Annotated in this window: 22 protein-coding genes; 8 read left to right on the top strand and 14 right to left on the bottom strand. The window is 63.0% G+C overall.

Features of this window, described 5'->3' with window-relative positions:
* Window positions 1-59: 59 nt before the first annotated feature.
* From R3O64_RS11725 to R3O64_RS11710, 4 genes are all read right to left on the bottom strand, one after another.
* Window positions 60-1,283, bottom strand: coding sequence for a pyridoxal phosphate-dependent aminotransferase (locus R3O64_RS11725; RefSeq protein ID WP_193634727.1), 1,224 nt, complete (start codon window positions 1,281-1,283; stop codon window positions 60-62).
* Window positions 1,284-1,293: 10 nt separating this feature from the next.
* Window positions 1,294-1,914, bottom strand: coding sequence for a DUF1707 SHOCT-like domain-containing protein (locus R3O64_RS11720; protein WP_227485910.1), 621 nt, complete (start codon window positions 1,912-1,914; stop codon window positions 1,294-1,296).
* Between the two features lie 9 nt (window positions 1,915-1,923).
* On the bottom strand, window positions 1,924-3,144 hold the full coding sequence (locus tag R3O64_RS11715; RefSeq protein ID WP_070523707.1) for a cation:proton antiporter: 1,221 nt from the start codon (window positions 3,142-3,144) through the stop codon (window positions 1,924-1,926).
* 69 nt (window positions 3,145-3,213) lie between these two features.
* Entirely contained in the window at window positions 3,214-5,856 is a 2,643-nt protein-coding gene (locus R3O64_RS11710) for a (Fe-S)-binding protein (protein WP_339016967.1), read from the bottom strand.
* 114 nt (window positions 5,857-5,970) lie between these two features.
* Here R3O64_RS11710 and R3O64_RS11705 point away from each other — a divergent pair, with 114 nt between their 5' ends.
* From R3O64_RS11705 to R3O64_RS11695, 3 genes are read left to right on the top strand one after another with little or no spacing between them, the layout of a single operon-like run.
* On the top strand, window positions 5,971-6,543 hold the full coding sequence (locus R3O64_RS11705; RefSeq protein ID WP_070523701.1) for a DUF6230 family protein: 573 nt from the start codon (window positions 5,971-5,973) through the stop codon (window positions 6,541-6,543).
* Complete coding sequence (locus R3O64_RS11700) at window positions 6,533-6,892, top strand: DUF6114 domain-containing protein (RefSeq protein WP_339016966.1); 360 nt, start codon at window positions 6,533-6,535, stop codon at window positions 6,890-6,892. Before R3O64_RS11705 ends, R3O64_RS11700 begins: the two co-directional genes overlap by 11 nt.
* Complete coding sequence (locus R3O64_RS11695; RefSeq protein ID WP_144676771.1) at window positions 6,885-7,451, top strand: hypothetical protein; 567 nt, start codon at window positions 6,885-6,887, stop codon at window positions 7,449-7,451. The genes R3O64_RS11700 and R3O64_RS11695 overlap by 8 nt, the downstream gene beginning before the upstream one ends.
* Here R3O64_RS11695 and R3O64_RS11690 read toward each other — a convergent pair.
* The 3 genes from R3O64_RS11690 to R3O64_RS11680 form a co-directional block, all read right to left on the bottom strand.
* The gene (locus R3O64_RS11690; protein ID WP_339016965.1) at window positions 7,448-9,391 is read right to left on the bottom strand and encodes an ABC transporter ATP-binding protein; all 1,944 of its coding nucleotides are present in this window, start codon (window positions 9,389-9,391) and stop codon (window positions 7,448-7,450) included. The two genes, R3O64_RS11695 and R3O64_RS11690, sit on opposite strands and share 4 nt — an antisense overlap.
* The gene (locus tag R3O64_RS11685; RefSeq protein ID WP_339017563.1) at window positions 9,392-11,101 is read right to left on the bottom strand and encodes an ABC transporter ATP-binding protein; all 1,710 of its coding nucleotides are present in this window, start codon (window positions 11,099-11,101) and stop codon (window positions 9,392-9,394) included. It lies immediately after the preceding gene.
* Window positions 11,102-11,190: 89 nt separating this feature from the next.
* A complete protein-coding gene (locus R3O64_RS11680) occupies window positions 11,191-11,595 on the bottom strand; it encodes a methylenetetrahydrofolate--tRNA-(uracil-5-)-methyltransferase (protein ID WP_250224332.1) in 405 nt (134 codons plus the stop codon).
* Window positions 11,596-11,757: 162 nt separating this feature from the next.
* Between R3O64_RS11680 and R3O64_RS11675 the strand changes: the two genes are divergently transcribed.
* Genes R3O64_RS11675 through R3O64_RS11665 form a run of 3 tightly spaced genes read left to right on the top strand, consistent with a single transcriptional unit; the run spans window position 11,758 to window position 14,728 of the window.
* Window positions 11,758-12,540 carry a phosphoadenylyl-sulfate reductase gene (locus R3O64_RS11675; protein ID WP_070532030.1) on the top strand — a complete coding sequence of 261 codons (783 nt, stop codon included), beginning with the start codon at window positions 11,758-11,760 and terminating at the stop codon, window positions 12,538-12,540.
* Window positions 12,540-13,436 carry a sulfate adenylyltransferase subunit CysD gene (gene cysD / locus R3O64_RS11670; protein ID WP_010188641.1) on the top strand — a complete coding sequence of 299 codons (897 nt, stop codon included), beginning with the start codon at window positions 12,540-12,542 and terminating at the stop codon, window positions 13,434-13,436. Before R3O64_RS11675 ends, cysD begins: the two co-directional genes overlap by 1 nt.
* Complete coding sequence (locus R3O64_RS11665) at window positions 13,436-14,728, top strand: sulfate adenylyltransferase subunit 1 (RefSeq protein WP_339016964.1); 1,293 nt, start codon at window positions 13,436-13,438, stop codon at window positions 14,726-14,728. The genes cysD and R3O64_RS11665 overlap by 1 nt, the downstream gene beginning before the upstream one ends.
* A gap of 9 nt (window positions 14,729-14,737) precedes the next feature.
* On the opposite strand, the gene R3O64_RS11660 is transcribed toward R3O64_RS11665, so the two are convergent.
* The 4 genes from R3O64_RS11660 to R3O64_RS11645 form a co-directional block, all read right to left on the bottom strand.
* Window positions 14,738-15,376 (bottom strand): hypothetical protein, encoded by a 639-nt coding sequence (locus tag R3O64_RS11660; RefSeq protein ID WP_144676761.1) that lies wholly within the window; start codon window positions 15,374-15,376, stop codon window positions 14,738-14,740.
* A 24-nt stretch (window positions 15,377-15,400) separates the two neighbouring features.
* Window positions 15,401-16,282, bottom strand: a complete 882-nt coding sequence (locus R3O64_RS11655) for a hypothetical protein (RefSeq protein ID WP_339016963.1) — start codon at window positions 16,280-16,282, stop codon at window positions 15,401-15,403.
* A gap of 94 nt (window positions 16,283-16,376) precedes the next feature.
* A complete protein-coding gene (locus R3O64_RS11650) occupies window positions 16,377-16,988 on the bottom strand; it encodes an LppP/LprE family lipoprotein (protein ID WP_339016962.1) in 612 nt (203 codons plus the stop codon).
* 55 nt (window positions 16,989-17,043) lie between these two features.
* Complete coding sequence (locus R3O64_RS11645) at window positions 17,044-17,538, bottom strand: LppP/LprE family lipoprotein (protein ID WP_339016961.1); 495 nt, start codon at window positions 17,536-17,538, stop codon at window positions 17,044-17,046.
* Window positions 17,539-17,649: 111 nt separating this feature from the next.
* Between R3O64_RS11645 and R3O64_RS11640 the strand changes: the two genes are divergently transcribed.
* Complete coding sequence (locus R3O64_RS11640; protein WP_339016960.1) at window positions 17,650-18,228, top strand: nucleosidase; 579 nt, start codon at window positions 17,650-17,652, stop codon at window positions 18,226-18,228.
* A gap of 1,236 nt (window positions 18,229-19,464) precedes the next feature.
* On the opposite strand, the gene R3O64_RS11635 is transcribed toward R3O64_RS11640, so the two are convergent.
* Window positions 19,465-20,019, bottom strand: coding sequence for a hypothetical protein (locus R3O64_RS11635; RefSeq protein ID WP_339016959.1), 555 nt, complete (start codon window positions 20,017-20,019; stop codon window positions 19,465-19,467).
* Between R3O64_RS11635 and R3O64_RS11630 the strand changes: the two genes are divergently transcribed.
* On the top strand, window positions 20,000-20,572 hold the full coding sequence (locus R3O64_RS11630; protein WP_339016958.1) for a hypothetical protein: 573 nt from the start codon (window positions 20,000-20,002) through the stop codon (window positions 20,570-20,572). The genes R3O64_RS11635 and R3O64_RS11630 overlap by 20 nt on opposite strands.
* Before the next feature lie 139 nt (window positions 20,573-20,711).
* Here the strand turns inward: R3O64_RS11630 and R3O64_RS11625 are convergent, their stop codons facing one another.
* Window positions 20,712-21,986, bottom strand: coding sequence for an AI-2E family transporter (locus tag R3O64_RS11625; protein WP_339016957.1), 1,275 nt, complete (start codon window positions 21,984-21,986; stop codon window positions 20,712-20,714).
* Window positions 21,987-22,021: 35 nt separating this feature from the next.
* On the bottom strand, window positions 22,022-25,468 hold the full coding sequence (locus R3O64_RS11620) for a bifunctional proline dehydrogenase/L-glutamate gamma-semialdehyde dehydrogenase (RefSeq protein WP_339016956.1): 3,447 nt from the start codon (window positions 25,466-25,468) through the stop codon (window positions 22,022-22,024).
* Window positions 25,469-25,575: the final 107 nt, after the last annotated feature.

Genomic DNA, 25,575 nt, shown 5'->3' with positions numbered 1-25,575 from the left:
AGCGCGCCCCTTTACGCTTGCCCGATCGTGGGAAGCCTGGCCGTCAGTAGCGTGCAGGGCTACTGGCGGTAGCTCACCAGGAAGTTGCCGAGCCGCTCGATCGCGTTCTCCAGCTGCGAAGCCCACGGCAGCGTGACCACGCGGAAGTGATCCGGCGTGGGCCAGTTAAAGCCGGTGCCCTGCACCATGAGGATTTTTTCGGCGCGCAGGATGTCGAGCATGAGCTTCGCGTCATCGTGGATCTCGTAGACCTCTGGATCCAAGCGCGGGAAGCAATACAACGCGCCCATCGGCTTCGTCACGGATACGCCTGGAATCTCGTTGAGCTTCTCGTATGCGACATTGCGCTGCTTGAGCAGGCGCCCGCCCTGGCCGGTGAGCTCATAAATGGACTGACGCCCACCAAGTGCGACCTGAATCGCGTGCTGCGCCGGCACATTCGGGCACAGGCGCGTGCCCGCCAGCAAATCCAGGCCCTCGATGAAACCGCGCGCATGGGACTTCGGGCCCGTCAGCACCATCCAGCCGGCGCGGTAGCCGGCCACGCGGTAGGCCTTCGACAGGCCATTAAACGTGATCGTCAGCAAGTCCGGCGCCAGCGAGGCAATCGAAATGTGCTTCGCGCCGTCATAAAGAATGCGATCATAAATCTCATCCGCCAGAATCAGCAGATTGTATTCGCGTGCTACCTCAACGATTTTCTGCAGCGTTTCACGCGAGTACACCGCACCCGTCGGGTTATTCGGATTAATGACCACAATAGCCTTGGTCTTCTCCGTTACTTTTGCGCGAATATCCTCAATGGACGGATTCCAATCATCCTCTTCATCGCACAAATAGTGCACAGGCGTGCCACCCGCCAGCGACGTCGCTGCCGTCCACAGGGGGTAGTCAGGGGCGGGGATGAGAACCTCGTCGCCGTCGTCAAGCAGCGCCTGCGTGACCATCGAAATTAGTTCGGAGACGCCGTTGCCCAGGTACACGTCATTGACGTCGAAGCTGGGGAAATCCTCCAGCTCATAGCGCGTCACAATCGCGCGACGCGCCGGGATAATTCCCTTCGATGTGGAGTAGCCCTGGGAGGTCGGCAGCGCCGCAATCATGTCGCGCATGATGACGTCCGGCGCATCGAAACCAAACACTGCCGGGTTGCCGGTGTTGAGCTTCAAAATGCTGTGCCCGTCGAGCTCCATGCGCTCGGCCTCCGTGGAAACCTCGCCGCGAATATCGTAGGCAACGCCTTGTAGTTTGGTGGATTGATCAAAAATCCGGTTGTGTGTCATGCCGGATATGTTACTTCTGGTTCCACTGCTCCAGCTTGCGTTTGGCCAGATTCATCGCATCGCCGGTGATTTCGCTTGCTTGACGACGCCTCTCCGCCCATTGCGCCTGCTCCAACGCCCGCATCTGCGCGCGTTCCTCCGCGCCCGCGGCCTTGAGCTCGCGCATGCGCTGGCGCTCGATCTGGCGCGGCGACGGGCGATGCCAGGATTCCGGGCCCACCTTGGCCACGTACAGCATGATCCACAACGCGGGGATGAGGAAAAGCAGGCCCGTTCCGGTCAGCGCGGCGGTGACGCCGGACATGGCACCGAAAGATGCAATCGAGCCGAACAACAACCCCAGCGTGCCTACCATGGCCGTGGCCAGTCGAGGCTTCTTCGTAGCCTGGTAGGCGCGCTCCATTTCACCTTGGGAGTAGATCTTGAGCTCCGTGCTGGCTTTGGTGGGGATATCCATGAAGACGGCCGCCAGCTCGCGGCGAGTCGTCGCCTCCATTATCGCGTCGGTGCGCTGTTCAAACTCGTCCATCGATAGACGGCCTTCACCCAAGGCCTGGGCGAGGTCGTTGACGGCGTTGGTCCGTTCGGCGTCGGAAAGCCGCATGCTGAAAGGATTAGTCACAATAGCCATCCTAACAGCCTATTTAGCTTGCTCCTTTTCGCGCACGAGGCCGGAGAGGAACGGGAAGATTGCGACGGTGAGGGCACCGCCGGCGATGAAGATCGAGGCCATTTCTGTATCGACGATGCCCGAACCCACCGCAAGCGTCATCACCGCCACGATGATGGGCAGGCCGGTTGCCGCATAGAGCGCCACTTGGAGGCGCTCGCGGGTGGTTTCGACGTCGGAGCCCGTGTGGTGGATATTTTCGCGCAGGAACACTGGCAGGCCGCGGGTCACCAGGATAAGAAGCGGGATGCCGAGGACCTTGAGGGGCTCGTCCACGATGACCTTCCAGTCAATCGCCATGCCGGAGACCACGAAGAAGACCGGGATGAGCATGGAATAAAACACCACGTCGAGGCGGTTCTCCAAGCCCTTATGGAACTCATCGGGCACGATGCGGTTCAGGATGATGCCCGCTGCGAAGGCGCCCAGCACGATATCGAGCTCAAAAACGGCGGTGACCGCCATGAGGATGGCCAGAATCAAAATGATGAGGCGCATGATGGTTTGGTTGGTGGAGCCCGCCCCGGAGATGAATGCGTCCTTGAACCACGGCATGAGCGTCGTAATGGCAAAGGGCATGATGGCCACGGCGACCGCGATTGCGATGAAGGCCAGAAGAATCAACATTGTGGTCCACGTGGAGCGCGTTCCCAAAAGGAGCGCCATCGCGGTAATCGGCGCAACCTCACCGATGGCGCCGTGGATGACCACGGAATCGCCCACCCGCGTGCCAAGCAGCTTGTCCTGCTTGAGCATCGGCGTGATGGTGCCCAGTGCCGTCGACGTCAAAGCAATTGCCATGACGATGGCGCCGGGGATGTCATCCATGAGGAAGTACGCGCCAACGCCACACACCACCATGCAGATGAGCCACGTGGACAGCCCCGTCGCGGCTTCCTTCGACTTCAGGCTGGCGAGGTCAATTTCAAAACCCGCAAGCAGGAACAGCGCGCCAACGCCAAGCTCCTTGAGCATTCCGATGCCGGGGTCTTCATGGGCCAGGCCCAACATCGATGGGCCGATGAGCATGCCGAAGAAAATGAGCAGCGCCACGGCCGGCATCTTCTTGCCTAGGGCATGGGATACCAACGGTGCCAACAGCGCCACCGCCATAATCCATGCGAAGGACACCAGCGAGTTGGTGTAGTTGGTCTCGCCCGAGGCGAGGACGTAGGTTACGTCAGTTTGCATGGGGTAGAGCGTACCTGTGGGGTATCAGGCACGCCTACCCCGTGCGTTGGTGGTGTGGCCGACGTCGCACTAGTCGCCCTTGCTTGCCGACGCCCCCGGAGCCTTCGGCGCCGCCGGGGCACTGGGTGCCGCTGGCGCGTCTGGCACAGATGGTGCCTGAGGTGCGCTGGGTGCGGCTGGAGCCTTTGGTGCCGCGGGTGCGCTGGGTGCGGCTGGAGCCTTTGGTGCCGCGGGTGCGCTGGGTGCCGCCGGTGGTGTCGGTGCGGACGGCGCCGCAGGAGTGCTGGGCGCAGTTAGAGGTTTCGGTGTCGAAGGAGCAGCCGGGGCACTAGGCGCTGCGGGTGCTTGCGGCGCGCTTGGCGCAGTCGGAGCTGCGGGAGCGGTGGGGGCTGCGGGTACCTGAGGTGTGCTGGGGGCCGCCGGTGCACTAGGGGTGGAAGGAACTGCTGGAGCAGTAGGCACGGTTGGCGCGGACGGAGCTTGGGGCGCAGTGGGTGCTGCAGGAGCGCTGGGGGCAGCCGGAGGCGTCGGCGCTGCAGGTGCCTGCGGCGCAGAGGCAGCGCTTGGTGCGGACGGCGCAGCGGTGGGGGCCTGTGGGGAGCTTGTCGGGGCAGATTGCGCAGCGGTCGCTTCCGGGGAAGGCACGTCGGAATCTTCCACGGGCAGGCGGCGAGGCGTGTCGAGGAAGGCCTTCTCGCGCGGGGCAGGGAGGTCGCCGGAGGGGGCGATGGCGCTGCGCAGCATGAGCGCCACATCGCTGACCTGGGTTTCCGGCGCGATGGACTTCACGCCGCCCGTGAGCATGACGTTGCAGAACGGGCAGCCCGTCGCGATCTGTTCCGCGCCCGTTGCCACGGCCTGCTCCGAGCGGAACTCGTTAATGCGCTTGCCCAGCTTTTCTTCCATGAACATGCGCGCGCCACCGGCGCCGCAGCAGAAGGCCTCGTCGCGGTTGTGGTCCATCTCCGCCAGCGACGCACCGGTCGCCTCCACGAGCTCACGCGGCGGGTCGAAGACCTTGTTGTGGCGGCCCAGGAAGCACGGGTCGTGGTAGGTCACCGGCTTGCGGTTCTCCGGGGAGCGCGGCACCGGCACGAGCAGCTTCTCCCGCACCAAACGGTTAAGCAGCTGCGTGTGGTGCAGCACGTCGAAGTGGCCGTCGAAGTCGGGGTACTCGTTGCGAATCGTGTTGAAGCAGTGCGGGCACGTCGTGATGATTTTGCGCTGGCCTTTGGGGACGCCGGCAAAGGCGTCGTTAAGCGTGGCGACGTTTTGCTCCGCCATCACCTGGAACAGGAACTCATTTCCGGCACGGCGCGCCGGGTCACCGGTGCAGGTCTCGCCCGTGGCCAGCACACCGAACTTCACGCCGGCGGTGTGCAGCATGTCCACCACGGCGCGCGTCGTGGCGCGGCCCTTGTCGTCGTAAGTACCCGCGCAACCGACCCAGAACAGGTACTCCAGGTCCGAAAAGTCTTCCGCGTCCTCACCAATAATCGGCACCTCGATGCCATCGGCACGCGCCTCGTCGATCCACGCGCGCCGTTCCGAGGCGTTGCGTCCCCACGGGTTGCCCTTTGTCTCGATGTTCTTAAACAGTCCGGTCAGCTCCGACGGGAAGTCGGACTCCGCCAGCACCTTAAACCGGCGCAGGTCCGCCACGTGGTCGATGTGCTCGATGTCTACCGGGCACTGGTCCACGCACGCACCGCAGTTGGTGCAGGCCCACAGGACATCATCATCAATCGTGCCCGCCATCGCCAGCACGTTGAGCCCCTCGTGCGGGTTGTAGTTATCCAGCGCGCCCTGGCGCAGGTCCATCATGAGCTTCTTCGGGCTCAGCGGCTTCTCGGTGTTCCATGCGGGGCAGAGGTCCTGGCAGCGGCCGCATTCGGTGCAGGAGGAGGCGTCGAGAAGCATCTTCCAGCTCCCCGGCTCAAGGTCCTCCAGGTCGGGTGTGGGCACTGAGCCCAGCGCCTTTTCACCCGTGGCGTTGCGCTGGAAGAAGATGTTGAAGAAGGCCATGAAACGGTGCCACATCACGCCCCACTGGAAATAGCGCGCGATGCAGGCGATGAACACCAGGCCCGTCAGCAGCTTCACTAGGGCAAAGAACTGCACCATGCTTGGCGACGCCTGCATAATCCCCGCCACACGCATGGTCAAGAAATCAGCCCACGGGGAGCCTCCGCCATAGGTGGCGATGGCGGAGGCCTTGACGGCGAGCATGCCTAGGCCCTCGAGGAGAACGATGGCCTCCACCAGGCGTGCGGGGAAGACCTGCGAATTGTAGAAGCGGCTGCCGCGCTCGGTGTGGCCGAGTTTCAGGCGCACGCCAATGAGGAAGCAGATGCCCAGCACGGTGCCGATCGCGAGGACCTCTTCGATGAAGTGGTAGACCGGCCAGTCGCTGAGCCACGGCCAGCCTTTATCGGGGGCGAAGGTTTGGATATAGGCCTCGAACCAGACGATGGCGCCGAAGAGGAAGCCCACCATGACGAGCCAGTGCGCGGCATTGACCAGCGGCCGGCCCTTGAAGTGGGTATGGCCGAAGACTTCGATAAGCACGCGGCCGAGGCGCGCCAGGGGGCGGTCGGTACGGTTTAGCTGCGTGGGGCCGCCGGAGCGGATGAACCGAAACAGCGCCGTGAGGCGGTAGAAAAAGTACAGCCACACCGGGACCGATGCGGCGATGGCAACCCAGCCGAACATGCGCGCTCCTTTAATTGCTGCTGTGTGTGCCTCTTACCTTAAATCCTCGGCCCCGAAATCAGTGAGTCAGGATTCAGCTAGTGTTTTCGGAGGCCGAGAAATAAGCTGACGTGTATGGGAAGAATCAGTGCGCCGAAGGCGGCGGTGGGGCTTATCGCAGGATTTGCGGCTTTCGGCGTGACGGGGTTTGCAGTGGCGCAAGGCGGTCTGACGGCGAACCTGGCGCTATCGGGAACGTTCTTCAACGTCAACATGCGGCACTTGGAGGGCGAGGCTTTCTCGCTCTTCGTGGATAGTGACAAGAAGGGTGAGGAGGACGTGCCGACGGCCCGGTTGAAGATGGAGCACGCGGTGGCCTCGGATCTTTGCCTCTACGTCACGACGGACCTGCCGGCGGTGGGGGAGGCCACGCTGGCGCTGAAGGCGAAGGGCGATAACAGCGTGGAGGCCACCGACTTGTTGGTTGGTGCGTCGGACATCGAAGGCTCGTTGGTCATGGAGGACGCGAACGTGGGCATCGATGCGCGCCAGCTGTCTACCACCGCGGATCCCGGAACGTGGGGCCTGTATGCAAAGAAGGTTTCGCTGACTGCCGACGACGTCCGCGCCACCTCCATCGGCGCCAAGACGCTGTCAGCACAGAACGTGGGTGTATCCGTGGAACGGGGCCGCGGAAATGGCTGCTGATCGGTTTAAGGCGTGGCGCGGTGGGCGGCCGTTCATCCCGGGCTTGCTGCTCATACTTTCGGGAATCGTCATCGCCACGCCCGCGTATTTCACCGTGCACATCTCGGACCTGCTGGTCATGATTTCCACGGTGTCGGGCGTGTCCACGCTGCTTATCGGGACGCTGTTGGTCATGTTCGGCTTAGGAGCGTGGTTTCGCCCGGCCACCTCGACGTATCTGGGAGTGCTCGGCATCATCGTGGCCGTGATTGCGCTGCCTACCTCTAACTTGGGAGGCTTCCTTATCGGCACGCTGCTCGGCATCATTGGCGGCGCGCTCACCCTGGCGTGGGAGCCCACCGATGTTTAAGCACCGTCCTTCGCGCTCACGGAGCGTGTTGTTCGTGGCCGCCATGGTCGCTGCGGCGAGCGCGACGGGCGTGAGCGCGCAGGTCGCCCCGGCGCAGCCCTACTTTTCCACCGTGAAGGCGGACGAGGTCACGCTAACGGGAAACGTGAAAGCCACGCTGGGCACGATGCCCACCCGCGACGGCGAGGTGCGCGTTATCGAGCTCACCGGCGATCGCCTTGCCGTGCGCAACCTGGCCATCACCTTGCCCGGAAATGCCGGCGATGGCCTGCTCACGACAGGTGGTTCGATAACCACCGTGGAGCCCGCGCGCATCGTGGCGACCTCGCTGACCGCCACCCCCACCGTCGAGGGTGCGCGCACCGTGCCCGTCACGGCAGATCTCACCGGCGGCGATATCAATGCCGTTCTCGATCAGCTCGGAATTCCCCCTGCTCCGGACGCCGAGCTTCCCGACGCCCTCATGGAGCACCTTTCCTTAAGCGACGTCACCCTTGAGCTGGCGAACCTCACGGGTGACACGTTCTCGGCCCCGAGGATGTCCGTGACCGTCGACTAGTCCTCGCGGAACTGGGACTGGTGGAGGCGCCAGTAGGCGCCGTGGGCGTCGAGAAGCTCGGCGTGGGTGCCCTGTTCCACGATGCGTCCTTCCTCCATGACGATGATGATGTCGGCGTCACGAATCGTGGACAGGCGGTGCGCGATGATGAAGGAGGTGCGGTCAGCGCGCAGCGCGTTCATGGCGTCCTGAACAAGCACCTCGGTGCGGGTATCCACGGAGGAGGTCGCCTCATCGAGGATAAGGAGCGCCGGCTGCGCCAGGAAGGCGCGCGCGATGGTGATGAGCTGGCGCTCGCCGGAGGAAATCGCGCCATTGTCCTGATCGATGACCGTGTCATAGCCCTCAGGCAGCGCGTGGACGAAGCGGTCCACGTAGGTGGCCTTGGCGGCGGCAATGACCTCCTCGTCGGTGGCGTCGAGGCGGCCGTAGCGGATGTTGTCCATGATGGTGCCCTCAAAGACGACGGCGTCCTGCAGCACCATGCCCACCTGCGAGCGCAGCTCGTGGCGCGACATCTGCGCGGTGTCGATGCCATCGAGGCGGATGGTGCCGGAATCGATGTCGTAGAAGCGCATGATGAGATTGACCAGCGTGGTCTTGCCGGCACCCGTGGGGCCGACGATGGCCGCGGTCTGGCCCGGTTCCACGCGGAGGCTGAGATCCTGGATGAGTGGGGTTTCGGGATCATAGGAGAAGTCCACGTCCTCGAACTCAACCAAGCCCTTCGCGCGCCCGCCCAGGCGGGAGGTGGTCTCCTCGGCGGGTTCTTCCTCAGCGTCGAGGAACTCGAAGACGCGCTCGGCCGAGGCCACGCCCGATTGCACCTGCTGCATCATTCCGCCGAGCTGGCCCAGCGGCTGGTTGAACTCGCGGGAGTACTGGATGAAGGCCTGGGCGCCACCCAGCGTGAGGTTGCCGGAGGCCACCTTCAACGCGCCGAGCACCGCGATGACCACGTAGGACAGGTAGGAGATGAACTGCATGATCGGCATCATCATGCCCGCCAGGAACTGCGCCAGCGAGGCGGAGCGGAAGAGCTCCTCGTTGCGCTTATCAAAGTCCTCCGTCATGGAATCGATGCGCCCGAAGACGGTCGCCAGGTCGTGGCCGGAGAAGGCTTCCTCGACCTGCCCGTTGAGGTCACCGGTGGCCTTCCACTGCGCCTTGAACTGCTTCTGCGCGCGCGAGCCGACGACCCCGATGACCACACCGGTCAGCGGCAGCGCCAGCAGCGCCACGAGGGCCAGCTGCCAGGACACGGTGAACATCATGACCGTGATGCCGATGACCATGAGCAGGTTATAGAACAGCTGCGAAATGGCCTGCTGCAGCGCCGTCTGGACGTTGTCGGCATCGTTGGTGGTGCGCGAAAGAAGGTCGCCGCGCGACTGCGTATCGAAGTAGTTCAGCGGAAGCCGGTTGATCTTCGCCTCGATGCGCTCGCGCAGATCGAAGACAACCTTCATCACCAGCGAGTTGAGCAGGTAGCCCTGCCACCACTGGAAGAGCGAGGACACCACGTACATCGCAATCACGATGCCGATGACCGTGCCCAGCTTGGAAAAATCAATGCCGAAGCCAGGGTTCAAGTCCATGGCGGAGGCCATGTCCGCGAACTTATCCTGCCCGCCCGCGCGCAGAGCGGCGATGGCCTGCTCCTTGGTCATACCGGCGGGCAGGTGGCGGGAAATGACGCCGGAGAAGATGACGTCGGTGGCCTTGCCCATAACCTTGGGCGCGGCCACGGCGAGGAACACGCACACGAGGTTCATCGCGGCAATCGCGACAAGCTGCGCCTTGAACGGCGCGAGCAGGCCAAAAAGACGCTTGGCGGAGGGCCAAAAATTCTTGGCCTTGCGCGGCGCGTTCTCGCCGGTCTTCTCCTCGATCTCGGCAGTGGTGTCTTCACTCAACGTAGCGTTGTCCTGCTCAGCCATTTATGCCACCTCCTGGGATTCCACAATTTCGCGGTACGTCTCCGAGTTTTCCAGCAGCTCCTCGTGTGTGCCGCGGGCCACGACGCGCCCGGCGTCCATGACCAGAATCTGATCCGCATCCACAATCGAGCTCACGCGCTGCGCCACAATGATGGTCGTCGCCTCCGCGGTGTATTCCCGCATGGCGTCGCGTACCGCGGCATCCGTGAGGACATCGAGCGCGGAGAAGGAATCATCAAAGAGGTACACCAGCGGCCGCGCCACCAGCATGCGTGCGATGGACAGGCGCTGGCGCTGGCCGCCGGAAACGTTGGTGCCGCCCTGGGAGATGTGCATGTCGAGGTCCTCGACGAAGTTTGCCTGGGCCACGCGCAGCGCTTCCCACAGCTCCTCATCGGTGGCGTCCGGGGCGCCGAGGCGCAGGTTGGAGGCCACGGAACCGCTAAACAGGTACGGCTTCTGAGGAACGAGGCCCACACGCTTGACGACGTCCCCTCGTGCCATATCGGCGATATTGGTGCCGTCGAGAAGCACGCGCCCCTTCGTCGGGAGGTAGAGGCGCGGGATCAGGGAGAGTGCGGTGGTTTTGCCGGAACCGGTCGCGCCGATGAGCGCGGTGGTGGTGGCGGGGGTGGCGGTGAAGGAGACGTCGTGAAGCACGGGCGCTTCGGCGCCGGCGTACTGGAACGTGACGTTGTCGAACTCGACCACACCCTCGGAGCGCTCCGGGGTGAGCGGGTTAGCGGGCTCGACGATGGAGGGATCGTGTTCGAGGACGTCGGTGATGCGGCGCGCGCAAATGACGGCGCGGGGCAGCATCATGGCCATGAAGGTGCCCATCATGACCGCCGCGAGGATCTGCAGCAGGTACTGCAGGAAGGCGGTCAGGGAGCCGACTTCCACGAGGCCATCGTCGACGCGGTGGCCGCCGAACCACAGAACTGCGCCCGTGGCTACGTTCAGGATGACGGTGATGATGGGGAACATGAGGACGAACAGCTGACCCACCTTGAGCGAGAGGTTGGTGATGTCGCGGTTGGCGGTGCGGAAGCGCTCGGCTTCGTGCTCCTCGCGGGTAAAGGCGCGGACGACGCGAATGCCGGCGATTTGCTCGCGCAGCGTGCCGTTCATGACGTCGAGCTTTTCCTGCCAGGAGCGGAAGAGCGGCATGAGGCGGACGATGATGACGGAGATGGCGGCCAGCAGTACGATGACGGACACCGCGACGAGCCAGGACATTCCGGCGTCTTCGCGGATGGCCATGATGATGCCGCCGATGGACATAATGGGTGCGGCAACCATGAAGTTGAGCATCATCATGTAAACCATCTGGACCTGCTGGACATCGTTGGTGCCGCGGGTAATGAGGGTGGCGGTGCCGAAGTTGCTCATGTCTTCGGCGGAGTAGCGGGTGACGCGGCGGAAGACTTCGGAGCGCAGGTCGCGGCCGAGGCCCATGGCGGTGCGGGAGCCGAACCAGATAGCGGCGATGGCGGCGCTGACCTGGATGAAGGCCACGATGAGCATGATGCCGCCGGTGCGCCAGATGTAGTCGATATCAACTTGGGCCACGCCCCTGTCGATGATCTTCGCGTTGAGCGAAGGGAGGTAAAGCGTTGCCGCGGTGGACAATGCTTGGAGAAGCAACACCGCGATGACGTAGCCGGTATACGGCTTCGAACGGGATATGAGGATACGTAGGAGTTCCATAGACCAACGTTTCATGTGAGCGGCCTGGAAAGGCCAAAGGTCAATGACCGCGCAAGTCTATCCCGCTAGACGCGAGCGCGTCTAGCGCGCTAGAAGCAGACCGGCGCGCGCTGGGCCCGCGCCGTGACGGCGGCCCAGTCCTCGACGTCGTCGGTGGGCTGGCACAGGCCCTCCCACGTGGTGATGGCCACGCCGCGGGCCATGAGCTCCAACAGAACAAGGTGGCGGTCCCCGGAGGCGGAGAGCTGGTTGAGGTCCGCGTGGGAAATATCGGCTCCGACGCGGACGTTGCCGATGAGCCGCAGGCGCGGCGTGGTCCCCTTCGGGCACGGCTCAGCAACGGATTCCGCGCCGGAGAGCCCGGCGAAGCGGCGCAGCAAACCGAAAGGCGCGGGGCGCTCGCAGTAGAGGTCCACGCACAGCCCGGCCCTGATGAGCCGTTCGGCGGTGGAGAGCGCGGCGGGGCTGTCCCCGACGATGGCAACACGCTGCATGAGAACCCCTTCAGTTCGGTAGAAATAGACTGTCTAGTCTGTAAATCTAGTCCGCTCGGTTCATTCTGGCTAATTTTTATTCTCCCTAGTACCCAAGCTCACAGCCCCCGCGCCCCACTGTGGGGCTGCGCACACGCCCGCCTCCCTTTAATGTGAGGTGTCATGACCGAACCGATAAACCTGCTGGACCGCGGCGACTACCGCGACCCCAGCATTAGCCCCGAAGGCACCCGCGACACCGCGCCGCTCGAGCTTGCCGTGGCCGAGCGCAACCAGGAACTCGTCGAGGAGTGGGCCGACAAGCTTTATGACGCCTCCGCCGAGACCATCACCGAATGGGCCGCCGAGCACGCACCCGGCCGCCTCGCCGTCACGATGTCCATGGAAAACACCGTGCTCGCCGAGCTCGCGCACCAAGCGCACCTCGACGCCGACCTCCTCTTCATCGACACCGGCTGGCACTTTCCGGAGACGTTGGAGGTGGCGGGGGACGTCGCCAAGCGCTATGCGGACCTGCCGCTGGTGCGCGTCCTGCCTATCTTGAGCCCCGAGGAGCAGGACAAGATTTATGGCCCGCGCCTGTACGCGCGCGATGTCGCGGCCTATAACCGCATGCGCAAGGTGGAGCCGCTCAACATGGCTATGGACCCGTATGTCGGGTGGGTCACCGGCCTGCGCCGCGCCGATTCCGAGCACCGCGCCACCGCCCCGGCGCTGAGTCTGGACCGCACGGGGCGGCTGAAGATTTCCCCGATTATTACGTGGGACCTCGATGACACCGACGCCTACATCAAGGAACACGACCTCATCATCCACCCCCTCACCCTCCAGGGGTACCGCTCTATCGGCTGCGCGCCGTTGACCTTCCCGGTAGGCGAGGGCGAGGATGCGCGCTCCGGGCGCGTTTTCGCTGACGGCAAGACAGAATGCGGGTTGCACGACTAATGACTCTTTCACCACACCTTAAAGACTTAGAGAACGAATCCCTTCACATCCTGCGCGAAGTCGCCGGGCAATTCGACAAGGTAGGCCTGCTCTTTTCCGGCGGCAAGGACTCCGTCGTCGTCTTCGAGCTCGCCCGCCGCGCCTTTGCGCCGGCCACAGTGCCCTTCGAGCTCATCCACGTCGATACCGGGCACAACTTCCCGGAGGTCATCGACTTCCGCGATCAGCTCGTCGCCGAGACCGGCGCGCGCCTGCACGTCGCTCACGTCCAGGATTGGATCGACCGCGGCGACCTCCAGGAGCGCCCCGATGGCACTCGCAACCCGCTGCAGTCCGTGCCGCTGGTGGAGACAATCGCCGAGCGCGGTTACGACGCCGTCCTGGGTGGTGCCCGCCGCGACGAGGAACGCGCCCGCGCCAAGGAGCGCATCTTCTCCATCCGCGATTCCTTCGGCGGCTGGGACCCGCGCCGCCAGCGCCCGGAGCTGTGGGACCTCTACAACGGTGGCAAGATGGCCGGCGAAAACGTCCGCGTCTTCCCCATCTCCAACTGGACCGAATCCGATATTTGGGAGTACATCGGCGCGCGCAATCTGCAGCTTCCCTCCATCTACTACTCGCACCAGCGCGAGGTGTTTAACCGCAACGGCATGTGGCTGACCCCGGGCGAGTGGGGCGGCCCGCGCGAGGATGAACCGTTGGAGACCCGCACCGTGCGCTACCGCACCGTGGGCGATATGTCCTGCACCGGTGCTGTGGAATCCACCGCCGCCTCCCCCGATGAGGTGCTCGCGGAAATCTCCATTTCCACCCTGTCCGAGCGCGGCGCCACCCGCGCCGATGACAAACTGTCCGAGTCCGCCATGGAGGACCGCAAGAAGGAAGGCTACTTCTGATGACGACTACCCTCGCACCGAATGTCGGCGCGCTCAAACAGCGCGATACCCTGCGCCTGTGCACCGCCGGTTCCGTCGATGACGGCAAGTCCACCTTCGTGGGCCGCCTGCTCTACGACACCAAGTCCGTGCTGGCGGACCAGGTGGAGTCCATGGAGCGTTCCTCTGCCGACCGCGGCTTCGACGGCATGGACCTCTCACTGCTTGTCGACGGCCTCCGCGCCGAACGCGAGCAAGGCATCACCATCGACGTGGCCTACCGCTACTTTGCCACCGATAAGCGCACCTTCATCCTCGCCGATACCCCGGGCCACGTGCAGTACACGCGCAACACGGTCACCGGCATGTCCACCTCCCAGGTGGTGGTGCTGCTTGTCGACGCCCGCAATGGCGTCGTCGAACAAACCCGCCGACACCTCAACGTGGCCGCACTCCTGGGCGTGCGCCACGTGATCCTGGGCGTGAACAAGATCGACCTGGTGGACTACGACGAGGCCACCTTCCGTGCGATCGAGACTGAGTTCAACGAGGTCGCCGCGCGCTTGGGTATCACCGATTCGGTGGCCATCCCGATCTCGGCGTTGAAGGGCGATAACGTGGTGGAACGCTCCACGAACATGCCGTGGTACGAGGGCCCGACGGTCCTCGACACGCTCGAGACCGTCCCAGTGGCCACCGGCCGCGCCGATGATCTGGACCTGCGTTTCCCCATCCAGTACGTCATCCGCGAGCACGCCAGTGACTACCGCGGCTATGCCGGCCGCGTGAAGGCCGGGCACGTGGCGGTGGGGGATGAGGTGACCCTGCCAGGCGGGCGCACCTCGACGGTCACCGCGATCGATACCAACGACGGCCCGCTTGGCTCGGATGAGGCGGCGCGCGCCGGGGATTCCGTGGTACTTAGGCTGGCCGATGACATCGACTTGGCCCGCGGCGACCTCATCGCCGGTGCGCAGCGCCCGGAGGAGGTGCGCGAATTCGCCGCCACCGCGGTGGTCCTCACGGACAAGGAGCTGCGTGCGGGCCAGATGGTGAAACTGCGCTATGGTGCCGCGCTGGTCAAGGCGCGCGTGGCATCGGTGGAGCGCATCCTCGACCTCGATGGCGTGGCGGATGTTGAGGCACCGGAATCAGCAGCCCTCAATGACATTGCGTTCATCACCGTCCAGACACAGGCGGAGCTTCCCGTGGAGGATTATGCCGCCCGCGGCGCGGTGGGCAACTTCCTGCTCATCGATCAGTCCAGCGGCAACACCCTTGCCGCCGGCTTTGTGGGCCAGCGCCTGCGTTAACCCGCGAGTTTAGGCCGTGGCGTTCTTCTCGGCCTGCTTGCGGCCCAAGGTCTTGCGCAGGGACCAGATGAACTCCGCAATCATCAGGTAGACCGGGGTGCCGCCGGCGACCATGAAGAAGAAGGCGCCGGCGGAGCTGGCCTCGTCGACGTAGTCATCAGCGCCGTAGAGGAGCTCGACGCTGCTGGCGTTGCCGACCTCCGCGAGGGCGCCGAGGCCGCGAATCGTGGAGATGATCCACATGAAGGCCAGCAGGCCCCACACGATGCACCACTGGCTCGACTGCGCGCGCTGGCGGGAGGGCTCCACGGGGAAGGAGAAGTTGCTCAGATCAACGTTGAAGTTGGAGGAACCGGAAGCCTGGGCGGTCGACGGCTGGGGCATGAGCTGCACTCCCGAGCCAGACGTGGCGATCTCACGGATGCGGGCGACGTCCACCTCAGGGCCGAAGGGATCCGCGATAGCTCGGTCATACTGCTCGCGGCGGTCCTGGCGGGAGAAGATGCTGTGGGCGGTGGAGAGTTCGTCGTAAAGCGCGGCGTTGGACGGGTCAGTCGCGGTGAGGCGGCGCTCGATATCCGAGGTCAGGGTCGCGGAATCAGCGGAAGGGTCAAGGTTGAGGGAGTTATAGAGGTTGTAGTGTGCCACGAGGCGAAAAGTCCTTTCGAGGGGTTAGCAGGGATCGCTGAAATCTGCATTGTTATTGAGCGAACGGGCGTTGCCACCGTATCGCGCCTTGAGCTTACAGACCTCATCCACGCTGTGTCCGGCGTCGTAGTAGGCCGCATAGACCTGCTTGCCTTCGTGTTCCGAACGCAGCGAGCTGCATGCTGTTCCCGGCATGATCTTGGCCCCGGCGTAGTGGGCCTCCACGCGGTCGATTTCGGATTGCGGGGACTCGCCATAAGGGACGAGGAGGGAGTCCACGATGAGGATGTAGCGGCCATCGCAGGTCTCTTGCGCTTGTGTGCTCTCAGCGCTGTCCTCAGTGCTCTGCTCGCAGAGGGGGATGTCATCCGTGATTTGCTTCGGGACATTGTTGGCACTGAGGCGGTTGGAATCCCAGCATTTGATCGTCGTTGAGTCAACGAGGCCGTCGTTTTTATAGGAAACCCATTCTCCGCCGCCCCAGGAATAGAGGTAAAAAGAGGAGCTGTTTTCTGTGGCGAGGTAGAGCCAGTCGTCATTGCAAAACAGCGTCATCGGGCGTGGAATATCATTCCTAGTCTTTTCAGCTGCTGTACCGCACCTGTCTGCCTTCTGAGGCGTGGCTTTAGACGTCACGGGTTTCGCGGTGCTCGTCTCAACACTTGTAGTGCGGGTTTCAGCGCTCGTTGTGGTGGCCGCAGCACTTGTGGTGGTGCTTGGGGCCACCTGTGTAAAGGAAGCTTCTTGCTCGATGCTCTCAGAGGATGAGCGCGACATTAACAGCCACGTGACACCAGCAATGACCGCAAGGAGTACGACGACGGCGATGATCATGATGCTCCTCGAGCGTGCAGGACGTTCCGGGCCCTCGTTGTTTGGCGGGGCCCAGGGGTTGCTATTAGTCACGCAGGGAACTCCTTTAAGACGGGGGGCGGCAGACAGCAGCTTCCACAGGAAGCCGTGTCACACTATAGCCGCATTATCCCGCACAAAAGGGGGGTTAGTTCGGTGGGACATCACCGCTCATGATTGTTTTCTGCTGGTCTTCGTCCCAGCGGAACCCGGCATGCGTTTCGCCGGTGCGCCCGGCGGTGGTTTCGCCCTCGCGGGCCCAATGGTAGGTCACGGCGATCTCCGCGTCACTCACTCGCTCGACGGTGGGAAAGAAACCATAAGGCTCGAAGGTAGCAGTGCCAAGGTATTCGCCTTTGTGGAAGAGCATGATGTGGTGTGGCGAGGAGGCCGTGGCACCCCCGATGGTGATAATTTGCCAGCTCAAATCCGCGCAAGGGTCGAAGCCGTCGGAAGAGGATAGTTGCCAGCCAAAGTCATTCCACGGCGCGATGCTGCCAATGCCTGATTGATAGGCCTCGTCGGCGTCAATATCCTCGCAGGACTCCGACTTGTCCGCGCTCTGGGTAGGGGAAGGTGCCTCGCTGCTCGTCGGCTCAGGGCTTATCTCCTCTTCCGTGGTGTTCTCGGTGGCAACGTTCGCCGAGCTGTTGTGGACCGCACTGAACATAGGGGTCTCTGCCTCGTCCTGATGGCTTTGCGCACAAGCAGCGAGTGGGAGGCAGATGAGGATAGCGCCCACAAAGGCAGGCCTGAGCATTATTTTTCCTTCCATAAAAAGTGCGCCTCGTGTGAGGCGCACGATTAGTTTTATCTTAGCGAGGAGGAACGTCACCGCTCATGATGACTTTGTTCTGGGCGGCGTCCCAACGGAAGTTTGCTTCCGTGGTGCCCGTCGGTGCGGCATTGGCGTCGCCTTCTTGCGGCCAGTGGTAGGTCACGGAAATCTCACTGCCGTTGACCTGCTCGACGCTGGGGAAGAAGGCGTAGGGCTCGGCGGTGGCGGTGCCGATGTACTCGCCGTAGTGGAAGAGCATGATGTGGTGCGGCGAGGAGGCCGTGGCACCCTCGACGGAAATGGTCTGCCAACTTAAGCTCGCGCACGGATCGAAGTGGGCGGAATCAACCAGTGCCCATTCATGTCCATTCCACTGGGGAACCTGGGCGATGTTGTCGGCGAAAGCGGCGTGGGCATTTCCTGCCTCGCAGACTTCGGCGACGGGGCTGGCCTGAACTTCTTCTGGGTTGGCGCATGCAATGAGGGGGAAGCACAGTAGTGCGGCTCCGGCGAAAACTCGTGGTGTGAACATTGTGTTCTCCTTTCTGAGGTCTCGGTGTGGTTCCAGACCCTACAAAGGCCGCAGAGACCCCGGCCAGAGTTACGGAGAGCATTCCTCGGGTCAGCGGGTAGTCTCTCAGGCATGGAGAATCTGTCTGGTCGTACACTGTTCGTCGCTGCCGTGGATGCCGAAGCCACGCATGTTCCGGAGGGAGCGCCGCTGCTCATCACGGGTATTGGTACGGTTCCCGCCGCCATCGAGCTGACAACGGTGCTGGCGTCGGCAGAGGTGCTGCCGGAGCGTGTCATCAACATCGGTACTGCGGGCGCGCTTCGCGACGATCTCTCGGGCGTCTTCGAGGTCTCCCACGTGCGCAAGCACGACTTCCACTTGGAGGTGCTCAGTGATGTTTCGCGCTACCTGCTCCCCGAGGTCATCGAGTTAGAGACCTCCGGTAAGCTGCCGACCGCCACGCTTGCCACGGGTGACGCCTTTATTTCGGATACCCCGACCCGCACGCGCCTTGCCCAGGATTCTGCGCTGTGCGATATGGAGGGCTACGCCATCGCTGCGGTGTGCCGAAAGTTTGGTGTGCCGTGCACGCTTCTCAAGCAGGTTTCGGACACCGCTAATGAAGAATCCTATGGCTCGTGGGCCTCGGTGCTCGACCGCGCGGCGGAGGAGTTGGCCGCCGCCTTCGGCACGGTGTCCGCGGACTAGGCTCTCCATAGGGCAGTTGTCGGGTGCATAATTGTGTACTGCGACCAGCATGAGGGCTCACACACTCGTGCCGCCTGATGCACCGTGGTGTGCTTCCAGGATTGTGATGCGTGCCGATAAATAAATGTTTCTGTTACCAACACCATTAGGTGTGGGGTTGGCAATCGGGGGTTAGGCGCTACAGGCGTTGCTGAGTCTGGATGAACGGGATATATTCACAGCTGGAATAGGTGGTTGTGCCAGTTCATTTTCAGTTTGCATGGGGATTGTCATGAAAATTTCAAAATCGTTATCCATTAAGCTGTGCGCGTTTGTCTCGGCTACTGCCGTCATTACTGCTACAGCGGTGGCGCTTCCGAACGCGTCTGAGGCAGCGCTGACGGATCCAAGTCTTTCTACTCAACACGGTGATGATCTAGGTCAAGGGCCCGAAGCATCAATCACACTCCAAACAGACCGCCAAAAGGTTAAGCCGGGTGATTCGGCGGTTGCCCATGTCACGCTTACAGGCGATGTACCTTTCCCGGAAACTGGGACGTGGCGGTACGGTGAATCGGATGCCACTGCGGTGCTTTTTGAGCTGCAGGTCGATCCAAAGCTGATCGTTCAGGACGTTGATCAGCTGTCCTTCCAGTGGGGTGATGGTCAGTCCCGCACCCCTTTGGACGTGACTGTGGACGAAGAACACAACAGTATTCTGTTTGAGTTCACTCCAGTTGAAAATCTTCCGCTTGGCCCGAACCCCACAATGAGCGTGGACATTCCTGTGACAGTCAGTGAGGAAGCCAAGCCTGGTGAAGACCTTGGAATCGGCGTGGCCACGGAGGTGGATATTCGGCCGACGCTCGACTGGACGTGGGGCAATTGGGACATGGTTGAGGACCCAAACGGAGACCAATGCGTGCGTCTGGCTACAGGTAACCTCCACTTCGAGAATCCTGGACAGTACGGCACGTGGCTAGCAGATTTGTGGTTGGGTGCGGATAACAACGATTTCGAGTTGGAGGGCCCTGCCACCTTTGCTGTCACGGATAAGAATGGTTCCGACTTTACGGATCAGGTCTTCCAGACTGAGGACTATCCTGCTTCGACGCCAATTCCGTCGGCTGAACCAGAAATCTGGACGGGCGCGGATGGTACAGATTTCGGTTTCTACCGTTGGCTGCACAGGTACCAGTGGAAGATTAATGATCAAAAGTTTGCTGGTGATGTCTGGATTCCAGAAGGGTCGACCATTCACATTGAGCAGCTAGTTCGCTCCAAAACCTGCAGCTTCGAGCCCGAAAGAGAGCATTTTGGTGCGAAGGTTGAAAGCCACAACTCGCCATTGTTTAAACAGGCTACTGCGAGGACAACCCTAACGGTAGAAGAAGAACCTACCCCTGAGCCGTCGCCGACTACGGAGTCTTCGTCGTCTTCGTCGAGCTCGTCGTCGAGTTCTGTGTCTTCTTCGGTTGTTCCGTCGTCTTCGGTGACGTCTTCTTCTGCTGAGCCGTCGCCGACTACGGAGTCTTCGTCGTCTTCGTCGAGCTCGTCGTCGAGTTCTGTGTCTTCTTCGGTTGTTCCGTCGTCTTCGGTGACGTCTTCTTCTGCTGAGCCGTCGCCGACTACGGAGTCTTCGTCGTCTTCGTCGAGCTCGTCGTCGAGTTCTGTGTCTTCTTCGGTTGTTCCGTCGTCTTCGGTGACGTCTTCTTCCGCTGAGCCATCGCCAACTACGGAGGAGTCTTCGACTGAGTCGTCCGCTACGACGCCAACGAGTACTGAACAGTGCGTGACGAGTACCGTCACCACGACGGTATCGCCTTCGGAGACTGAGCCTGAAGGAACTGAAAGCGCTGTGACGACGACGGAGACTGAATCCGAGTCCTCAACAGAGAGCACGACTACTGAGACACCGGAGGACGATCCATGTCCCCCGGTGACGGTTACCTCGACCCCTACTTCAGCACCGCAGTCGTCGAATCCGGACAAGCCCGAAGGCGATAAGCCTAAGGAAGGCTCTAGTACATGGGGGTGGCTCATCCCGTTGGTACCGCTGGCCATTGTCCCGCTCTTGATTAAGAACCACCAGCCGGATACCCCAGCGCCCGAGGCTCCCAAGTCGCAGCCGACTCAAGAGCCTGCACGGCATGTCACTGAGCAGCCATCAACGGTGGATGGGCCCACATCTGAGCACTCGCATCCTGTAGAAAATCAAGCGGATTCTGTAGAGAAGCAACATAGCCCCAAGTCTCGTGTTCTTGCGAATACCGGTGCAGACGTAGCGATCATCGCGGGTCTTGCACTCGTGCTAATTGCATCAGCACTAGTGCTTCTGTGGCCTGGACGCCGCAAGGAGTCCTAGGACTGCTTAGCCTCTAAACGGACAACGCCCGAGCTGTATAGCTCGGGCGTTGTCGTAGTATCGCCTAATCCAAATTTTGCACCGGAGTCCGGCAAGAGGGAAGCAGTGTGTTCAGTCGGTGCTAGAGCAGCTCATTGACCTAGCGGGCGCCGCTGGCCTCTAGGTTCTCGTAGAGCTCCATGACGTCCTCATGGCCCTCCGCCGTGGAAATCTTAATGTTTTTAGCTTCGATTTCGCCGGCGCGTAGGCTGGCCATCTCCTGGTGGTAGCGGAAGACCACGGCAATGGTGGCAGCCACCGGCACAGCCAGGAAGGCGCCGATGATGCCGGCCAGGGCGGAGCCGACCGTGACGGATAGCAGAACCATCGCGGCGTGCAGGCCCATGGCCTTGGATTGCAGCATCGGCTGGAGCACGTTGCCCTCCACCTGTTGGACGATGATGATGAGTGCCAAAGCGAGCAAGGCCTTCGTCAGCCCATCGGAGACCAGAGCGATGACGACGGCCAAAACACCCGCAGTGACAGCACCAATGACCGGGATGAAGCTGGCGAAGAACGTAACCACGCCGATGACAAGGGCCAGCGGTACCTGGAGAGCCCAGAGGCCGAGGCCGATGAGGATGCCGTCGACAGCTGCGACGGCTGCCTGTGCCTGAATGAAGCCGGATAACGTGTTCCACACGCGAGTCAGTAGCTCGGTGGCGTGCCAACCTGCGGAGTAGCCGGTATAGGTGCGCAGCCACGGCAAGAATTTATCGCCGTCCTTGAGGATGAAGAAGGCTACGAAGAGCATGATGGCGAGCGCCATGGCGATGGAGCTGGCCATCGATACGCCGGAAATCACCCCGGTGGCGATGTTGGAAGCTTGGCCCTTGATGAAGGTCATGGCGTCATCGAGGACTTCCTGGACTTTCGCGGCATCAATATCGAAGGGCAGGTCCTTGGCCATATCGACGAGCTTGTTCAAGCCGCCTTCAGCCTGATTGACCAAGGAAGCGCCCTGGGAGGACACCACCGGGGCCATCGCCGCGAAGACACCGCCGATGATGGCCAAGAATCCCAGCAACGTGGTGATGGAGGCCAACGCACGCGGGAACTTGTGCGCGCGTAACCAGTTCGTCACGGGGAAGAGCACCGTGCACACCAGGATGGCCAGGATGACCGGCAGCAGGCCCACCCAGATGAACTTCAGCAGGTAGCCGGCCAGGCCGACGCCCGCCACCACGATGATGAAGATCAAGCACACCTTGGCCAAGGAGATGGCATCGCGCCCGAGGACGCGAGACTTGTCATCGGTCTTCGACACCGGGAGGGTAGCTTCTTCATTAATGGGCTCCGCGGCGGCAGAAGCCGCCGCGCCAGAGGCCGTGGAGGACGTGCCCGAGCGGGCACCGTCATCATTGTTGTTTGTCATGCGCTCCATCTTCTCATATGAGCGCAGAAAACGAACTATGCGCGGATGCTGCTTACCTGGCGGATGATGCCGAAGCGGTGCATCGTTACCGAGACTGCCTGCTCGAGGAGGAAGGGAAGGAGCTCACGGCGGCCATCGGCCAGCACCGGCTGGTCCAGGACCACGGAGTTGGATTCCACCGCGGCCTCAAAGACGCCTGGCTCGACAGAACCCACGGTTCGAATGCGCGCGGATTCCAAGCCGGAAACCTCGCGGGCGAAGGCGCTTGCCTCCACGGCATCGATGTCAAAGCCCAGCTCGCGCAGCTCCGCGGCCTTCTCCGGCGCGGCGCTGAAGCGCACGGGTGAGCCGGTGCGGGTGGCGGCGAGGGCGAGGCGGGAGACGTCGCGAAGCGCGGCATCAGTGCCAATGCGCACCTGGAGCGGGGTGAGCACCGGACGGTAGCGGAAGACGTTGGCCTCGCAGACCAGGCCTGCGCGGTCGTGCTGGCGGCCAAACTCCTGCTGCCATGCCAGCTCGTCGAGTTCTGCTGCACGCCACAGCCAGGCGGTGTCCTCCTCCGAGAAACCCAGCTCGCCGAAGGCACGCAGCTGGGCCGCCACCGGCTGGGAGATATCCACGTCGAAGGGGCGCAGCGGGCCCTCGGACCAGGTGCCGAATTGTGCCACGTAGTTCGGGCCGCCGGCCTTCGCGCCCGGGCCCATGACGGACTTCTTCCAGCCGCCGAAGGACTGGCGCTGCACAATCGCACCCGTGATGCCGCGGTTGACGTAGGCATTGCCCACCTCGACGCGCTCGAGCCAGTAGTCAATCTCGTCGTTATCCAGCGTGTGGATGCCGCCGGTCAGGCCGTAGCCGGTGGAGTTCTGCCACTCGATGGCCTCCTCCAGGGTTTCCGCGTGCATGATGCCAAGCACCGGGCCGAAGCACTCGTTGACGTGGAACCAGGAACCGGGGCGCACGTTATCGCGGATACCCGGCGACCACAGGGTGCCTTCCTCGTTGAGCTTCTCCGGCTTTACCAGCCACTTTTCACCCGGCTCCAGTTGGGTGAGGCCGCGCAGCAGCTTCTCGCCCGGGGCCTCGGCTAGGCCATTCATCGTCGTGGTGATGTCGTAGCCGGGGCCGGTGATGAGGGTCTTGACGGCGTCGACAAGCTGCGAGCGCAGGCGCTGCGACTCGCCGGCCGCACCGACGAAGATGACCAGGGAGGAGGCCGAGCACTTCTGGCCGGAGTGGCCGAAGGCTGAGAGGTAGAGGTCCTGGATGGCCAGGTCGGGGTCCGCGGACGGGGTGATGATGAGCGCGTTCTTGCCGGAGGTCTCCGCCATGATGTTGAGCTCCGGCTTCCAGGAGCGGAAGAGCTTGCCGGTATCGGAGGCACCGGTGAGGATGACGGCGTCGACGTCGGCGTGGGAGATCAGCGCGCGGCCAGCGTCGCCCTCGTCGGTGAAGACGAGCTGGACCAGATCCGGGTCGAGGCCCTGTGCCTCCAAACCTGCGCGGAAGGCCTCCACGACGAGCTTCGCGCAGTGCACGACCTGCGGCGCGGGCTTGATGATGACGGCGGAACCTGCGGCGAGTGCCGCCGCGATGCCGCCGGTGGGGATAGCCACCGGGAAGTTCCATGGCGGGGTCACCACGGTCACGCGGTGGGGCGTGAACTCGGCGGAGTAGCGCTCCAGCAGGCGCGCGGACTGCGCGTAGTAGGTACAGAAATCGATGGCCTCGGAGATTTCCGGGTCAGTCTGCGTGACGGTTTTGTTGGCCTCGTAGGCGGCGACGGAGATGAACTCGCCGCGGCGGTTGGCCAGCTCATCGGCCACGGCCTCGAGCGCGCGGGCGCGGCCCTCGGCAGGGCGCGCACCCCACTCGGCGCCGAGCTCGGCGGCGCGGGACACGTGCTTGTCGACGACCCCCGCATCCGTCACCTCATCCACCCCGTGCTCACCCGGGTCGGTGGCCAGGGCCTTAAGCGCCCACTCGCGGTTAGCCTCCAGGGCCGGGTCGGTGTCCGGCTCGTTGGCAAAACGCCCGGTGCGCGGTGCCTGGCGGCCGGCTGCCTGCTTTGCCTCCTCCAGGCGGTTTTGGGTACGGCGCGGCCCGGCGAAGGTATCCCAGCGGTGGTCGACGGCCTGGCGGAAGACCTGCTCCTGGTCTTTCAGAGCCTGCTCCTCCGGGGCGAAGAGGGCGTAGAGGAAGTTCTGTGGTGCGGAGTTTTCCTCCAAGCGGCGCACCAGGTAGGAGACCGCGACATCGAAGTCCTCCATGTGCACCACCGGGGTGTAGAGGATCTGGCGGCCCTCGAAGGCATCGCGGACCGCGGCCTGCTGGGCCGGGGACATGCCCTGGAGCATCTCGGAATCCATCATGCGCATGACACCGCGCTTGGTGCCCAGCTTGTAGGCAAAAGCCGCGGTGTAGAGGTTGTGGGTGGCCACGCCGATGCGCACGCAGTCGGCGAACTCGGGGCGCAGGATGTAATCGAGCAGGCGGTAGTAGTTGGCGTCCACCTCATCCTTGGTGGAATAGGGAGCCGCCGGCCAGCCGTGGATCTCACCCTGGACGTGCTCCATGGAAAGGTTTGCACCCTTGACGATGCGAATCTTGATGTGGGATCCGCCCTCGGCCACGCGCTGCTTAGCGAATTCTGCCAGGTGCGCCAAGGCGTCGAAAGTATCCGGCAGGTAGGCCTGCAGCACGATGCCGGCCTCGAGGTTGGTGAACTCCGGCTCGCTGAGCAACTCGGTGAACAGGCGCACCGTGAGGTGGAGGTCGTGGTATTCCTCCATGTCCAGGTTGATGAAGACCTTGTCCGGGCGGCGCGCGGCGGCCTCATAGAGCGGGCGCAGGCGCTCCTTGAGACGGACCAGGGAGCCCTCGATATCCCACGGGTTGAGCTGGGCCACCATGGAGGAGGCCTTGACGGACACGTAGGTCACGCGCGGGTTATTGATGAGCTTGAGGGTGCGCTCGGCGCGGGAGCGCGCTTCGTCGTCACCCAGCACGGCCTCACCGAGGAGGTTGAGGTTGAGCTGCTCGCCGGACTCGGCGGCCTTGTCCAAGGTCTTGTTGAGGGCGTCGCTCTCGGCGTCGAGGACCAGGTGGCCGACCATCTGGCGCATGCGCATGCGCGCCAGCGGCATGACCAGGTTGGGCAGGATGGGCCCGAAGAAACCGCCCAGGCCCACCAGCGAGCCGTTGATGAGGCCGAGGAAGGACGCGTCATAGGTGGTGGTGACGGATTTCAGCGCGTGGGCGGCTACCTTGTCATCTTCGGGACGCATGACGCGGTCCACGAAGTCCATGGTGAAGGCCACCCCGTCCGGGTTGCGCAATAAGTCTGCGAGCTGTTCTGTGGCCGGATCCTGCTCGTCGGCGGTGGAGGCGAGCCAGGAGTGGGCCTGGGCCGCGGCGTCGGCGATCAGCGCGGCGTCAATGTCGGTGGATTCGGGAACGGGGGTGTGAGCATCGTTAGTCATGGATTACAACCTTTATGGGTCTCAAGGCACACTGGTGCGGCCTTGCGGAAAGCGGAAACTGCAGACTTTCTAGTCCAACACGGGCGCATACTCTGCGCCGTGCCGTT

The organism is Corynebacterium hesseae, from assembly GCF_037850265.1.
GTDB classification, from domain to species: domain Bacteria; phylum Actinomycetota; class Actinomycetes; order Mycobacteriales; family Mycobacteriaceae; genus Corynebacterium; species Corynebacterium hesseae.
This window is presented reverse-complemented; position numbering and strand designations above follow the sequence as displayed.

Coding starts and splice junctions, on each gene's coding strand:
- R3O64_RS11640 (WP_339016960.1), top strand. CDS start 17,650: ATGGAGAATCTGTCTGGTCGTACACTGTTCGTCGCTGCCGTGGATGCC.
- R3O64_RS11665 (WP_339016964.1), top strand. CDS start 13,436: ATGACGACTACCCTCGCACCGAATGTCGGCGCGCTCAAACAGCGCGAT.
- R3O64_RS11620 (WP_339016956.1), bottom strand. CDS start 25,468: ATGACTAACGATGCTCACACCCCCGTTCCCGAATCCACCGACATTGAC.
- R3O64_RS11695 (WP_144676771.1), top strand. CDS start 6,885: ATGTTTAAGCACCGTCCTTCGCGCTCACGGAGCGTGTTGTTCGTGGCC.
- R3O64_RS11705 (WP_070523701.1), top strand. CDS start 5,971: ATGGGAAGAATCAGTGCGCCGAAGGCGGCGGTGGGGCTTATCGCAGGA.
- R3O64_RS11725 (WP_193634727.1), bottom strand. CDS start 1,283: ATGACACACAACCGGATTTTTGATCAATCCACCAAACTACAAGGCGTT.
- R3O64_RS11675 (WP_070532030.1), top strand. CDS start 11,758: ATGACCGAACCGATAAACCTGCTGGACCGCGGCGACTACCGCGACCCC.
- cysD (WP_010188641.1), top strand. CDS start 12,540: ATGACTCTTTCACCACACCTTAAAGACTTAGAGAACGAATCCCTTCAC.
- R3O64_RS11700 (WP_339016966.1), top strand. CDS start 6,533: ATGGCTGCTGATCGGTTTAAGGCGTGGCGCGGTGGGCGGCCGTTCATC.
- R3O64_RS11645 (WP_339016961.1), bottom strand. CDS start 17,538: ATGTTCACACCACGAGTTTTCGCCGGAGCCGCACTACTGTGCTTCCCC.
- R3O64_RS11685 (WP_339017563.1), bottom strand. CDS start 11,101: ATGGAACTCCTACGTATCCTCATATCCCGTTCGAAGCCGTATACCGGC.
- R3O64_RS11710 (WP_339016967.1), bottom strand. CDS start 5,856: ATGTTCGGCTGGGTTGCCATCGCCGCATCGGTCCCGGTGTGGCTGTAC.
- R3O64_RS11650 (WP_339016962.1), bottom strand. CDS start 16,988: ATGCTCAGGCCTGCCTTTGTGGGCGCTATCCTCATCTGCCTCCCACTC.
- R3O64_RS11720 (WP_227485910.1), bottom strand. CDS start 1,914: ATGGCTATTGTGACTAATCCTTTCAGCATGCGGCTTTCCGACGCCGAA.
- R3O64_RS11680 (WP_250224332.1), bottom strand. CDS start 11,595: ATGCAGCGTGTTGCCATCGTCGGGGACAGCCCCGCCGCGCTCTCCACC.
- R3O64_RS11690 (WP_339016965.1), bottom strand. CDS start 9,391: ATGGCTGAGCAGGACAACGCTACGTTGAGTGAAGACACCACTGCCGAG.
- R3O64_RS11715 (WP_070523707.1), bottom strand. CDS start 3,144: ATGCAAACTGACGTAACCTACGTCCTCGCCTCGGGCGAGACCAACTAC.
- R3O64_RS11625 (WP_339016957.1), bottom strand. CDS start 21,986: ATGACAAACAACAATGATGACGGTGCCCGCTCGGGCACGTCCTCCACG.